Annotated in this window: 6 protein-coding genes, 1 tRNA gene and 1 rRNA gene; 7 read left to right on the top strand and 1 reads right to left on the bottom strand. The window is 70.9% G+C overall.

The features are described 5' to 3' along the window. From rrf to ACFWP3_RS04095, 3 genes are all read left to right on the top strand, one after another. Positions 1-93: ribosomal RNA gene (rrf, locus tag ACFWP3_RS04085) — 5S ribosomal RNA — on the top strand; the annotation flags it as partial. A gap of 5 nt (positions 94-98) precedes the next feature. Then, positions 99-174: transfer RNA gene (locus ACFWP3_RS04090), tRNA-Thr, on the top strand. Between the two features lie 190 nt (positions 175-364). Further along, a complete protein-coding gene (locus ACFWP3_RS04095) occupies positions 365-577 on the top strand; it encodes a hypothetical protein (protein ID WP_384215922.1) in 213 nt (70 codons plus the stop codon). Positions 578-605: 28 nt separating this feature from the next. Here the strand turns inward: ACFWP3_RS04095 and ACFWP3_RS04100 are convergent, their stop codons facing one another. Continuing rightward, the gene (locus tag ACFWP3_RS04100) at positions 606-3,188 is read right to left on the bottom strand and encodes a SpoIIE family protein phosphatase (RefSeq protein WP_384215924.1); all 2,583 of its coding nucleotides are present in this window, start codon (positions 3,186-3,188) and stop codon (positions 606-608) included. A 166-nt stretch (positions 3,189-3,354) separates the two neighbouring features. Between ACFWP3_RS04100 and ACFWP3_RS04105 the strand changes: the two genes are divergently transcribed. The 4 genes from ACFWP3_RS04105 (at position 3,355) to ACFWP3_RS04120 (ending at position 13,935) form a co-directional block, all read left to right on the top strand. Beyond that, a complete protein-coding gene (locus tag ACFWP3_RS04105; protein ID WP_384215926.1) occupies positions 3,355-8,886 on the top strand; it encodes a HAMP domain-containing protein in 5,532 nt (1,843 codons plus the stop codon). Between the two features lie 274 nt (positions 8,887-9,160). After that, entirely contained in the window at positions 9,161-9,841 is a 681-nt protein-coding gene (locus tag ACFWP3_RS04110; RefSeq protein ID WP_362294898.1) for a response regulator, read from the top strand. Positions 9,842-9,967: 126 nt separating this feature from the next. Continuing rightward, complete coding sequence (locus ACFWP3_RS04115; RefSeq protein ID WP_384215928.1) at positions 9,968-12,781, top strand: DNA translocase FtsK; 2,814 nt, start codon at positions 9,968-9,970, stop codon at positions 12,779-12,781. 257 nt (positions 12,782-13,038) lie between these two features. Next, entirely contained in the window at positions 13,039-13,935 is an 897-nt protein-coding gene (locus ACFWP3_RS04120) for a RodZ domain-containing protein (RefSeq protein ID WP_384215930.1), read from the top strand. The last annotated feature ends 76 nt before the right edge of the window (positions 13,936-14,011 follow it).

Below are 14,011 nucleotides of genomic sequence, written 5' to 3' on the forward strand. Positions count from 1 at the left end.
ACGCCCGGTTACATTCCGAACCCGGAAGCTAAGCCTTTCAGCGCCGATGGTACTGCAGGGGGGACCCTGTGGGAGAGTAGGACGCCGCCGAACAACCCGCCCTTTTAGCTCAGTCGGTAGAGCGTCTCCATGGTAAGGAGAAGGTCAACGGTTCGATTCCGTTAAAGGGCTCCAAGGAAAAAGGCCCCCGCCATCTGGCGGGGGCCTTTTTTGCGTTGTGGCCGGCTGTCAAGCCCCGACTTTCCGGGTCGTGACCGCGGTCGTGGCGTGGGGCGCAATGGGATCACGGATGAGGGAACGGGGCGGCAGCGGCCTTCTCACCGCATCCGCAGCCCGAGTCCCAGAGCCGCGGAAGGACCGTCTCATGACCATCGCAAGGATCCGACGCCTCGTTCTGAACATCGTGACGGCCCTGGGCCCCGAGGCGGACGCCCCCTCGACCCCCGAGCCCGTCCACCCCGCCACCACACCGGAGCACACCGGCACCCAGGTCCACAACGACCGGCTTCCCCTGGCCACGGAGATGGCGGCCCCGTCCTTCATGATCCTGTCGACCCGGCCGAGGCCCCGGCAGTAGGGAAGGAGAGAAGGGGACTACAGCGCTCTCAGTCGCCCTCGCGCTGCTGCGGGACGCGGAAGGCCAGGATGGCCATGTCGTCCGAGGCGGGTTCGGCGGCGAAGCGTTCCACCGCGCGCAGGACGCGGGAGGCGACCGCGCCCGCGGTGAGGCCCGTGCAGGTGGTGAGGACCTCGGTGAGGCCGTCGTCCCCCAGCATGCGGCTGCCCTCGCGGCGTTCGGTCACGCCGTCCGTGACGCACAGCAGCACGTCGCCCGGGTCCAGGGTCAGCGTCTGCTCGTAGAGGTCGAGGTCGTCGATCACGCCCAGCAGGGGCTGGGGGTCGGCGGCCGGGAGCACCTCGCCGTTCGGACGCAAGCGCAGCGGCAGCGGGTGGCCGGCGCAGACGACCTTCATCAGGGCGCCGCCGTCCGGCTGCGGGTGGAGCTCGCCGTAGAGGAGCGTGAGGAACCGGCTGCGGGCGCCCTCGTCGAGGATGGCCGCGTTGAGGCGTTCCAGGACGGCGGGGCCGCCGAGGCCCTCGCGGGCCAGCAGGCGCAGGGCATGGCGGGCCAGGCCGGTGACGGCGGCCGCCTCCGGACCCGTACCGCAGACGTCGCCGATGGCGAAGCCGTACGCGCCGTCGCGGATCGGGAAGACGTCGTAGAAGTCGCCGCCCACCTCGTTGCCCTCGCCGGCCGCGCGGTAGATGACCTCCACCTCCATGCCGGGGATGGCCGGGGAGCCGGGCGGCAGCAGGCTGCGCTGGAGGGAGCGGCTGATGGCGGTGCGCTCGGAGTACAGCCGGGCGTTGTCGAGGGCGAGGGCGGCCCGGCGGGAGAGGTCCTCGGCGAGTTCGAGGATCTCCTGGCGGAAGTGCTCCTCGCTGGCCTTGCCGAGGGTGAGCATGCCGATCACGCGGTTGCGGGCCATCAGCGGCAGGACGACGGTCTCGCCGCCGACCGCGAGAGCCGTTTCCGGCCAGGGCCGGGCACCGGCCCCGCGGACCGGTTCGGGCGGGCTGACCCGGGAGAGCAGCGCCTTGAGGCCGTCGATGCGCTCCTCGTCCTCGTGCAGGACGTAGGAGAGATACGGATCCGAGGACTGGTCGGCGATGGTGTAGACGGCGCACCAGGTCGCGAGGGTGGGGACGGTCATCTGGGCCATGAGGGCCAGGGTCTGGTCCCGGTCGAGGGTGCCGGCCAGCAGGTCGGAGGCCTCGACGAGGAAGGAGAGCGAGCCGCGGCGCAGGCGTTCGAGCTCGCCGAGGCGGGCGGACTCGACGGCGAGGGCGATGCGGTCGGCCGCGAACTGGAGGCGCAGGGCCTCCTCGTTGGAGTAGCGGCCGGGGATCTCGGCGGCGACGCCGAGGGAGCCGGTGAGCCGGCCTTCGACCTTGAGGGGGACGGTCACCACGGACCGCATGCCGGTGGACTCCAGGAGCGGGACGGCTCCGGGTACGGCGGTGAGGTCGTCGTGGACGGCGGGCATGCGGGCCGAGCCGTACCGGTTGGTGCCGGCCTCGACGGGGACGCGGGCGAAGCGCTGTCGGGTGGAGGGCAGCCCGGTGGTGGCGCGGACCTCGAGCTCGGTCTCGTCGTCGGTGGCGAGGAGCAGGAAGGCGGCGTCGGCGTCGAGGAGGTCGCGGGCCCGCTCGACGGTGCGCTGGAGGAGGCCGTCCAGGTCGTCGGGGGCGGGCGAGCCGATGAAGACCTCGAAGGGGTCCGCGGGGCGGGGCTCGGTGAGCTGGCCGCCGTCCGTGGGGATCCGTACCGGGGTCTGCAGGAGGGCGCGCTCGTCGTCGTGGACGAGGAGGCAGACGATGGAGGGTTCGCCATGGGCGTCGCGTACCCGGAGGTGGGAGGCGTAAACGGGGATGACGCGGCCGTCGGCGCCGCGGATCCCGTAGCTGCCCTCCCAGCGGGACAGGCCCAGGGCCTCCGCGATGCCGGTGCCGGTGCCGGGGGTCTGGGGCCAGGCGGCGAGCTCGGCGAGCGGGCGGCCGACGGCCTTCTCGGCGGGGTAGCCGAAGACGTGCTCGGCGTCCTCGTTCCAGGCGGAGACGGCTCCGGCGGAGTCGATCTGGAGGACGGCGACGCGGACCCGGCTGTCGGCGAGGGGCAGCAGCCGGTCGGGGACGACGGGGCCCGCGGAGCGGGTACCGACCGGACGGTCTGGCAGGTCGAGGCGGAACCACACGTGTTTGTGGGTGGCGGTGTACTCGACGCCCCAGCGGGTGGCGAGGGCGGCGCAGAGCATCAGGCCGCGGCCGTTCTCGCGGTCGGGGTCGGCGTACGGGCGCTCGCCGGGGTGCTGGAGGGGGAGCTCGCGCTCCGGGTAGCGGTCGGCGACCTCGACGCGTACGCCGTCCTCGGCGCGCAGGCACAGGACCTCGGCCCGGGTTCCGGCGTGGACCACGGCATTGGTGACGAGCTCGCTGGTGAGCACCACCGCGTCGTCGACGATGTCCGCGAAGCCCCAGCCGTGCAGGGTGTCGCGGACGAACGCGCGGGCGGCGGCGACCGAGCGCCCGAGGGGGTCGAAGCTGGCAGCCGCCCGTGCCGTGATCACAAGTCTCCTTCGACGCGGTTGGACATCGGGTGCCAGGTTACTTACCTTCGCGGTCGGCATGGTGCCGTCGTCGGGGATTCCACCCGCAGGGTACGGCGGGTGTGCGATGGTGCCGAAGTGTTATGGCCGGGTTCGGCCAGGGTGAAACACTGGGCAGGCTTGAAGAGCTGGGCAGGAACACTCGTAGCCCGGTGGAACAGTGGTCGACCCTTTCGGGAGGGACACGGTGGAGTCTGGCGCAGCGGTGCGGCGAACGGGAACGCGGCCGAAGGGCGGTCGGTCCCGGCGCGGCGGCACGACCGAGGTCGATACCGCCGCTCTGAACCGGCTGCTCACGGCCCTGGTGTCGATGCGGGACGGGAACTTCCGCAAGCGGCTGACGGTGTCCGGCGAGGGCGTGATGGCGGAGATCGCCGCCGTCTACAACGAGGTCGCCGACCGCAACCTGCACCTGACGGGGGAGCTGTCGCGGGTCCGCAGGATGGTGGGCCGCGAGGGCAAGCTCAGCGAACGGCTGGAAACCGGTGCCTGTGAGGGCTCGTGGGCGGCCGCGATCGACGCCTCGAACCAGCTGGTGGACGATCTGGCGCGGCCGGTGTCCGAGGTGGGCCGGGTGCTGTCGGCGGTCGCCGAGGGTGATCTGGACCAGCGGATGGATCTGCGGACCCAGGCCCAGGAGGGGGCGGGGCATCCGCTGCGCGGGGAGTTCCTGAAGGTCGGGCGTACGGTCAACAACCTGGTCGACCAGCTGTCCGCGTTCACCGACGAGGTGACGCGCGTGGCGCTGGAGGTGGGTACCGAGGGCAAGCTCGGCGGTCAGGCCCAGGTGCGCGGAATGTCCGGTTCCTGGAAGGATCTGACCGACTCCGTCAACACGATGGCGTACCGGCTCACCGCTCAGGTGCGTGATATCGCTCTCGTCACGACGGCGGTGGCCAAGGGTGATCTGTCGCGCAAGGTCACCGTGCACGTGGCCGGCGAGATGCTCCAGCTGAAGAACACCGTGAACACCATGGTGGACCAGCTGTCCTCGTTCTCCTCCGAGGTGACCCGGGTCGCCCGCGAGGTGGGTACGGAGGGGGAGCTGGGCGGCCAGGCGAAGGTGCCCGGTGTCGCCGGTGTGTGGAAGGACCTGACCGACTCCGTCAACACGATGGCGGGCAATCTGACGGCTCAGGTGCGCGGGATCGCGCAGGTGACGACGGCGGTCGCGAACGGCGACCTGTCGCAGAAGGTACGGGTGAGCGCGCGCGGCGAGGTCGCGCAGCTGGCCGAAACGATCAACCAGATGACGGAGACCCTGCGGACCTTCGCGGACGAGGTCACGCGCGTGGCCAGCGAGGTCGGGGCCAAGGGTCTGCTGGGCGGTCAGGCGCAGGTGCCGGGGGCCGCGGGGACGTGGAAGGACCTCACCGACTCGGTGAACACGGTCTTCCGCAACCTGACCACGCAGGTGCGGGACATCGCACAGGTGACGACCGCCGTGGCCAACGGCGACCTGTCGCAGAAGGTCACGGTCAACGTGGCCGGCGAGATGCTGGAGTTGAAGAACACCGTCAACACGATGGTGGACCAGCTCCAGTCCTTCGGTGCGGAAGTGACGCGTGTGGCCCGTGAGGTCGGCGTCGAGGGCGAGCTGGGCGGTCAGGCGCAGGTGCCGGGGGCCGCGGGGACGTGGAAGGACCTCACCGACTCGGTGAACACCGCCTTCCGCAACCTCACCGGCCAGGTCCGCAACATCGCGCAGGTGACTACGGCGGTGGCCAACGGCGATCTGTCGCAGAAGGTCACCGTGGACGTCTCCGGCGAGATGCTCCAGCTGAAGAACACCGTGAACACGATGGTGGACCAGCTGTCGTCCTTCGCCGACCAGGTCACGCGGATGGCGCGGGACGTGGGCACCGAGGGGCGTCTCGGCGGCCAGGCACGGGTCGAGGGGGTGTCCGGCACCTGGAAGGAGCTCACCGACTCCGTCAACTTCATGGCCGGGAACCTGACCTCGCAGGTGCGCCAGATCGCGCAGGTGACCACGGCGGTGGCGCGCGGTGACCTGTCGCAGAAGATCGACGTGGACGCCCGGGGCGAGATCCTCGAGCTGAAGAACACCATCAACACGATGGTCGACCAGCTCTCCGCCTTCGCGGAGCAGGTGACCCGCGTGGCCCGGGACGTGGGCACCGAGGGGCGGCTCGGCGGCCAGGCCCAGGTGCCCGGGGTGGCCGGCGTATGGCGTGACCTGACGGACTCGGTGAACGGCATGGCCGGGAACCTGACCTCGCAGGTGCGCAACATCGCGCAGGTCGCCACGGCGGTGGCGCGCGGTGACCTGTCGCAGAAGATCGACGTGGACGCCCGCGGCGAAATCCTGGAGCTGAAGAACACCCTCAACACGATGGTCGACCAGCTCTCGAACTTCGCGGAGCAGGTGACGCGGGTCGCCCGTGAGGTGGGCACCGAGGGCATCCTGGGCGGTCAGGCGGAGGTGAAGGGTGTCTCCGGCACCTGGAAGGACCTCACCCAGTCCGTCAACTTCATGGCGAACAACCTGACCTCGCAGGTGCGCAACATCGCCGAGGTGACCACGGCGGTCGCCATGGGCGACCTGTCGAAGAAGATCACCGTCGACGCCAAGGGCGAGATCCTCGAGCTCGTCACCACCGTCAACACGATGGTGGACCAGCTGTCGTCCTTCGCGGAGCAGGTGACGCGGGTGGCGCGCGAGGTGGGCACCGAGGGCATCCTCGGCGGCCAGGCACGCGTGCGCGGTGTGACCGGTATCTGGAAGGACCTGAGCGACAACGTCAACACCATGGCCGGGAACCTGACGGCCCAGGTGCGCGGGATCGCGCAGGTCTCGGCGGCGGTGGCCAACGGCGACCTGACGAAGAAGGTCACCGTCGAGGCGCGCGGTGAGGTCGCGCAGCTCGCCGACACGGTCAACACGATGGTGAAGACCCTGTCGTCCTTCGCCGACGAGGTCACGCGCGTGGCCCGCGAGGTGGGTACGGAGGGCCGGCTGGGCGGTCAGGCGCACGTGCCGGGCGTCTCGGGGACGTGGAAGGACCTCACCGACTCGGTAAACTTCATGGCCTCCAACCTCACCGGTCAGGTGCGGCAGATCGCCATGGTCACGACCGCCATCGCCAAGGGCGACATGACCAAGAAGATCGACATCGACGCGCGCGGGGAGATCCTGGAGCTCAAGACCACCATCAACACGATGGTGGACCAGCTGTCCTCGTTCGCCGACCAGGTGACGCGGGTGGCCCGCGAGGTGGGCACCGAGGGCATCCTGGGCGGTCAGGCCCGGGTCCGGGACGTCGACGGCACCTGGCGGGACCTGACGGAGTCCGTGAACGAGATGGCCGGGAACCTCACCCGGCAGGTGCGCGCGATCGCGGCCGTTGCCACCGCGGTGACCCGCGGCGACCTCAGCCTGAAGGTCGACGTGGACGCCGCGGGCGAGATCCAGGTCCTCCAGGACAACATCAACACGATGATCGTCAACCTGCGCGACACCACCTTGGCCAACAAGGAGCAGGACTGGCTCAAGGGCAACCTGGCGCGGATCTCCGCGCTGATGCAGGGCCGCCGCGAGCTCGACGACGTGGCCTCGCTGATCATGAGCGAGCTGACCCCGGTGGTCTCGGCGCAGCACGGTGCCTTCTTCCTGGCCCTGCCGGCCGGCGGCACCAACGAGATCGGTACGGAGGGCGGTACGGACGGCTCGTACGAGCTGCGGATGCGCGGGAGTTACGCGTACGCCGGTGGCCAGGTGCCCACCTCCTTCCGACCGGGGGAGGGGCTGATCGGGACGGTCGCCGAGGAGAAGCGGACGATCCTGGTCGAGAACACCCCGCCCGGCTACCTGAAGATCTCCTCGGGGCTGGGCGAGGCGCCGCCGGCGCACGTGATCGTGCTGCCGGTGCTCTTCGAGGGGAAGGTGCTCGGCGTCATCGAGCTGGCGTCCTTCACGCCGTTCACGCAGATCCAGAAGGACTTCCTCAGCCAGATCGCCGAGATGATCGGTACGAGCGTCAACACCATCAGCGTCAACTCCAAGACGGAGATGCTGCTGAAGCAGTCGCAGGAGATGACCGAGCAGCTGCGCGAGCGCTCCGACGAACTGGAGAACCGGCAGAAGGCCCTGCAGGCCGCGAACGCGGAACTGGAGGAGAAGGCCGAGCTGCTGGCCCAGCAGAACCGGGACATCGAGGTGAAGAACACCGAGATCGAGGAGGCCCGGCAGGTCCTGGAGGAGCGGGCCGAGCAGCTCGCGGTCTCGATGCGCTACAAGTCCGAGTTCCTCGCGAACATGTCGCACGAGCTGCGGACCCCGCTCAACTCGCTGCTGATCCTGGCCAAGCTGCTCGCCGACAACGCGGACGAGAACCTGTCGGGGAAGCAGGTGGAGTTCGCCGAGACCATCCACGGCGCCGGCTCGGACCTGCTCCAGCTGATCAACGACATCCTCGACCTGTCGAAGGTCGAGGCGGGCAAGATGGACGTCTCGCCGACGCGGATCGCACTGGTCCAGCTCGTGGACTACGTGGAGGCGACCTTCCGGCCGCTGACCGCGGAGAAGGGGCTCGACTTCTCGGTGCGGGTCTCGCCGGAGCTGCCGGCCACGCTGCACACCGACGAGCAGCGCCTCCTCCAGGTGCTGCGCAACCTGCTGTCCAACGCGGTGAAGTTCACCGACACGGGGGCGGTGGAGCTGGTGATCCGGCCGGCCGGGGCGGACGTCCCGACGGCGATCCGGGAGCAGTTGCTGGAGGCCGGGTCGCTGCGGGAGGCCGACGCGGACCTGATCGCGTTCTCGGTGACCGACACCGGCATCGGGATCGCCGCGAGCAAGATGCTGGTGATCTTCGAGGCGTTCAAGCAGGCCGACGGGACGACGAGCCGCAAGTACGGGGGCACGGGCCTGGGCCTGTCCATCAGCCGGGAGATCGCCCGGCTGCTCGGCGGGGAGATCCACGCGGCCAGCGAGCCGGGCCGCGGCTCCACCTTCACGCTGTACCTGCCGCTGCACCCGAGCGAGCTGCCCCCGCAGGGGTACGCGCCGCCCACGCCCGGCGGCGGCCGCGCCGAGCTGTACCGCAAGCCCGTCGAGGAGGCGCGGCCCGCGCTGCCGGCGGCCCCCGCGGCGCCCGCTCCGGCGGGTCCGGGGTTCGGCTCTCCCGCCCGGGCGGAGCGCTCGGCCCTGCCGGGCTCCGAGCCGGGCCAGGGCGGGGCGGCGCTGTTCCGGCGCCGGCGCAAGTCGCTGAGCGACCTGGAGCCGCGTACGGCCGTGCCGGGGCAGCCGGGTGTGGCGGGGCCCGAGGACGGCTGGGGCAGCGCCGAGGAGGAACTCCCGGTCGTGCCCCGGACGTACGACTTCCATGGTGAGAAGGTGCTCATCGTGGACGACGACGTGCGCAACGTCTTCGCGCTGACCAGCGTGCTGGAGCAGCACGGGCTGGCGGTGCTGTACGCGGAGAACGGGCGGGAGGGCATCGAGGTGCTGGAGCAGCACGACGACGTGACGGTCGTGCTGATGGACATCATGATGCCGGAGATGGACGGGTACGCCACGACCTCGGCGATCCGGCGGATGCCGCAGTTCGCGGGGCTGCCGATCATCGCGCTGACGGCGAAGGCGATGAAGGGGGACCGGGAGAAGGCGATCGACTCCGGTGCTTCCGACTACGTGACCAAGCCGGTCGACCCCGACTATCTGCTGTCGGTGATGGAGCAGTGGATGCGCGGAAAGTGAGCGCCGGGCGAGCGGGCTGACAACGATTGCTGACGGACTGTGCCCGAGGCGGTGTGGGAGGGCGGTAAACGGGGAACCTTCTGCTCTCCCGCCACGTTTCTGCTTCGTGCACAGTGACATCTTGGTGACAGGGTGTGGCGATCTCAGGACTGGGGCTACGATGACCGGCACAAGGACGGACGGCGCAAGGATGCCGTCCTCTGGGGCGGGGCCCGGCGCACAGGCCGGAGCCCGGAGCCGGGGAGGCCCCATGCCGGGGCGAGGAGGACAGGGCATGGTGCAGAAGGCCAAGATCCTCCTGGTCGATGACCGGCCGGAGAATCTGCTGGCGCTGGAGGCCATCCTCTCCGCGCTCGATCAGACACTGGTCCGGGCGTCGTCGGGGGAGGAAGCGCTCAAGGCGCTGCTGACGGACGATTTCGCGGTCATCCTGCTGGATGTGCAGATGCCGGGAATGGACGGATTCGAAACGGCCGCGCACATCAAGCGGCGGGAGCGGACCCGGGACATCCCGATCATCTTCCTGACCGCGATCAACCACGGTCCGCACCACACCTTCCGCGGGTACGCGGCGGGCGCGGTCGACTACATCTCCAAGCCGTTCGACCCGTGGGTGCTGCGGGCCAAGGTCTCGGTCTTCGTGGAGCTGTACACGAAGAACTGCCAGCTCCGCGAGCAGGCGGCGCTGCTGCGGCTCCAGCTGGAGGGCGGCGGCACGAACGGCGTGGACGGCAGCAAGGAGACGGCCGGACTGCTGGCCGAGCTCTCCGCGCGGCTGGCCGCGGTCGAGGAGCAGGCCGAGGCGCTGACCAAGCAGCTCGGCGAGGACTCGGCCGAAGCCGCGGTGGTGGCGACCGCGGCCCATCTGGAGCGCAAGCTGACCGGGCTGCGGCGGGCGCTGGACGCGCTGGAGCCGGGGGCCGGCGGGGGAGCCGTACTGCCGCTCCAGGGCTGAGGGGCGCCGCACCTGGCGGTGTGTCAGGTCTGGTGGTGCGTCAAAGCACCGGTGGAACGGGCGACACGAACGGGTGAAGGGGTGGGCACGCGTGTCCACTGGCGTGGACACCGGTAACCTCGGCCCATGGCCTCACGTACGTCCGGCAAGGGTTCCCAGAGCACCGCGGGCACCGCGAAGGGCCGCACCGGCCGTACCCCGGCGCCGGCGAAGAAGGCGGCCCCCGCGCGCAAGCCCGCCGCGAAGAAGGCCGCGGCCCCCCGGCGCGCCCCGGTCAAGAAGGCCGCGCCCAAGCCCGCGCCGTCCCCGACCGGGGGTGTGGTGCGGCTGGTGCGGGCCCTGTGGCTTGGCTGCGCGCACGCGGTCGGGGCCGTCTTCCGCGGGATCGGCCAGGGCGCAAGGAACCTCGACCCGGCCCACCGCAAGGACGGCCTCGCGCTGCTGCTGCTCGCCCTCGCGCTGATCGTCGCCGCCGGAACCTGGTCGAACCTGAGCGGTCCCGTCGGGGACCTGGTCACCATGCTGGTCACCGGTGCCTTCGGACGACTGGATCTGCTCGTGCCGATCCTGCTCGGTGTCATGGCGGTACGTTTCATCCGCCATCCCGAGCAGGCCGACGCCAACGGCCGCATCGGCATCGGGCTCTCGGCCCTGGTCATCGGGGTGCTGGGGCTGGTCCACATCGCCTGCGGGGCGCCGGGCCGGGACGAGGGCACCACCGCGATGCAGAACGCGGGCGGGCTCATCGGCTGGGCCGCCTCCAAGCCGCTGATCTTCACCATGGGCGCGCCGCTGGCCGTGCCGATGCTGGTGCTGCTCACCGTCTTCGGGCTGCTCGTGGTCACCGCGACACCGGTCAATGCGATCCCGGAGCGGCTGCGGCGGCTCGGGATCAGGCTCGGGATCATCGCCCCGAACGAGTATGACGAGGGGTACGGGGAGCGCGAGGGCGCGGGCGACCGGCACGATCCGGACCGCTGGCGGGCCCGTACCGGAGCCGGGGAGGTCCCCGCCGACCCGGCGGACGCGGCCGAGGACGAGGCGCCGGCCCGGCGGCGCAGGCCGCGGCGGGCCGCGTCCCGGCCGGCCATGGACCGGGAGATGGACGCCGTCGACGTGGCCGCGGCGGCCGCGGCCGCGCTGGACGGCGCGGTCTACGGCGGAATGCCGCCCTCCCCGCTGGTCGCCGACCTCACCCAGGGGATCTCCGTCGACCGCGAGGGCGTGGAGATCACCGCTCCGGTGCCGACCGCCCGCGAGGAGCGTTCCGTACCGCGTCCGGGCGCGCCTGCCGCCGCCTCCGCAGCTTCCGCCGCTTCCGCCGCGGAGGATGCCGAGGCGGCCGAGAGCCCGCACGACACCACCGCCGCGGCCTCCGGGACGCTGGCGGTACCGGACCTGACCAAGGCGCCGCCGCAGAGCCACGGCCTGCCGCCGCGCGCCGAGCAGCTCCAGCTGCGCGGGGACATCACCTACGCCCTGCCCTCGCTGGATCTGCTCGAGCGCGGCGGGCCGGGCAAGACCCGCAGCGCCGCCAACGACACGGTGGTCGCCTCGCTGACGAACGTGTTCACCGAGTTCAAGGTCGATGCGCAGGTCACCGGTTTCACCCGGGGGCCGACGGTCACCCGCTACGAGGTGACGCTCGGCGCGGCGGTGAAGGTCGAGCGGATCACGGCGCTGGCGAAGAACATCGCCTACGCCGTGGCCTCGCCGGACGTGCGGATCATCAGCCCGATCCCGGGCAAGTCGGCGGTCGGCATCGAGATCCCGAACACCGACCGCGAGATGGTCAACCTGGGCGACGTCCTGCGGCTGGCGGACGCGGCCGAGGACGACCACCCGATGCTGGTCGCGCTGGGCAAGGACGTCGAGGGCGGCTACGTCATGGCCAACCTCGCGAAGATGCCGCACGTGCTGGTCGCCGGCGCCACCGGTTCCGGAAAGTCCTCCTGCATCAACTGCCTGATCACCTCGATCATGGTCCGGGCGACCCCGGAGGACGTCCGGATGGTGCTGGTCGACCCCAAGCGGGTGGAGCTGACGGCGTACGAGGGCATCCCGCACCTGATCACGCCGATCATCACCAACCCCAAGCGGGCCGCCGAGGCCCTCCAGTGGGTCGTGCGCGAGATGGACCTGCGCTACGACGACCTGGCCGCCTTCGGCTACCGGCACATCGACGACTTCAACCAGGCCATCCGGGACGGCAAGATCAAACTGCCGCCGGGCAGCGAGCGCGAGCTCAGCCCGTACCCGTACCTCCTCGTGATCGTCGACGAGCTCGCCGACCTGATGATGGTGGCCCCGCGCGACGTAGAGGACTCGATCGTCCGCATCACCCAGCTGGCCCGCGCGGCCGGCATCCACCTGGTGCTGGCGACCCAGCGGCCCTCGGTGGACGTGGTCACCGGCCTGATCAAGGCGAACGTGCCCTCGCGCCTCGCCTTCGCCACCTCCTCGCTCGCCGACAGCCGGGTCATCCTGGACCAGCCGGGCGCCGAGAAGCTCATCGGCAAGGGCGACGGGCTGTTCCTGCCGATGGGCGCGAACAAGCCCGTCCGGCTCCAGGGCGCCTTCGTCACCGAGGACGAGATCGCCGGGATCGTCCAGCACTGCAAGGACCAGATGGCGCCCGTCTTCCGGGACGACGTCACCGTCGGGCAGAAGCAGAAGAAGGAGATCGACGAGGAGATCGGCGACGACCTGGACCTGCTGTGCCAGGCGGCCGAGCTGGTCGTCTCCACCCAGTTCGGCTCCACCTCGATGCTCCAGCGCAAGCTGCGCGTGGGCTTCGCCAAGGCCGGACGGCTCATGGACCTGATGGAGTCGCGCGGGATCGTCGGCCCGAGCGAGGGCTCCAAGGCCCGTGACGTGCTGCTGAAGGCCGACGAGCTGGACGGGGCGCTCGCCGTCATCCGCGGGGAGACCCCCCCGTGAGGCGGCCGGCCCGCCGGGAAACGGCGGGGATATCGCGGGCAACCGTTTCCCTTGGGCCCGCGTCCAGTTGAAGGGAGGTGGCGGCACCGCGCACGGCATCGCGCACGGCGCAGCGCCGCCGCACGCCGCCCGCACCGGGCGGAGCCCTCCGCGCCATTCGGATGGCGTATGAAGTGCACCCTCCGGTTGCTCCACCCTTTCGTCACCCCCCTAGACTGGACATCCAGCAGGTGGCTACACGCTCGAAAGGCGCCCTCGTGTCCATCGGCAACGCCAACTCCCCCGAAGAAGAGCGGCCTTCGACCGACGACCGGTCCGAGGACCGCATCGTCGAACGTTCCGCCGAAGCCCCTTCCATCGGGACGGCTCTCAAGAAGGCCCGGATCGCCGCCGGGCTCACCGTCGACGAGGTCAGCTCCACCACCCGCGTGCGCATCCCGATCGTGCACGCGATCGAAGAGGACGACTTCACGCGCTGCGGCGGCGACGTCTACGCCCGCGGCCACATCCGTACGCTCGCCCGCGCCGTCAACCTCGATCCGGCACCCCTGATCGAGAGCTACGACGCGGCCCACGGCGGCCGGCCGGCACCCACCCCCGCCGCGCCGATGTTCGAGGCCGAGCGCCTCCGCCCCGAGCGGCAGCGGCCCAACTGGACCGCCGCCATGGTCGCCGCCATCGTCGCCGTGATCGGTTTCGTGGGCTTCACCGCCTTCAGCGGCGGCGACGAGAAGACCAAGAAGCCGGTGGCGGAAGGTTCCGCCGCCCCGCAGCCCGCTCCCAAGCAGAGCGGCGGCAAGCCGGCCACCCCGCCCCAGCAGACCCCGCAGGCCCCCAAGCCGGAGCCTTCCGACAGCGCGATCGCCGCCGCGCCCAAGGACCTCGTCACGGTCGTCCTGACGGCCGACACCGGCGAGAGCTGGATCTCGGCCAAGGACCACAACGGCCGGCTGCTCTTCGACGGCACCCTGAACCAGGGTGAGTCCAAGACCTTCACGGACAAGGAGTCCGTCGACCTCGTGCTCGGCGACGCCGGGGCCGTGAAGCTGTTCGTGAACGGCAAGGAGATCAAGGACGACTTCCAGCCGGGCCAGGTGGAACGTCTCACATACACCAAGGCGGACCCCCTCGAGGAACAGCCCCAGGCGGGCTGATCCGAGGCCGCCCTAGGGCGGAACGCTTTGATCCGGATCCCCGGGGCGCTGCGCGGCACCTGCCGCAGGCCCCGGG

This window comes from Streptomyces sp. NPDC058525, assembly GCF_042719495.1.
In the GTDB taxonomy this organism is placed as follows: domain Bacteria; phylum Actinomycetota; class Actinomycetes; order Streptomycetales; family Streptomycetaceae; genus Streptomyces.

Coding starts and splice junctions, on each gene's coding strand:
- ACFWP3_RS04095 (WP_384215922.1), top strand. CDS start 365: ATGACCATCGCAAGGATCCGACGCCTCGTTCTGAACATCGTGACGGCC.
- ACFWP3_RS04100 (WP_384215924.1), bottom strand. CDS start 3,188: ATGCCGACCGCGAAGGTAAGTAACCTGGCACCCGATGTCCAACCGCGT.
- ACFWP3_RS04110 (WP_362294898.1), top strand. CDS start 9,161: ATGGTGCAGAAGGCCAAGATCCTCCTGGTCGATGACCGGCCGGAGAAT.
- ACFWP3_RS04115 (WP_384215928.1), top strand. CDS start 9,968: ATGGCCTCACGTACGTCCGGCAAGGGTTCCCAGAGCACCGCGGGCACC.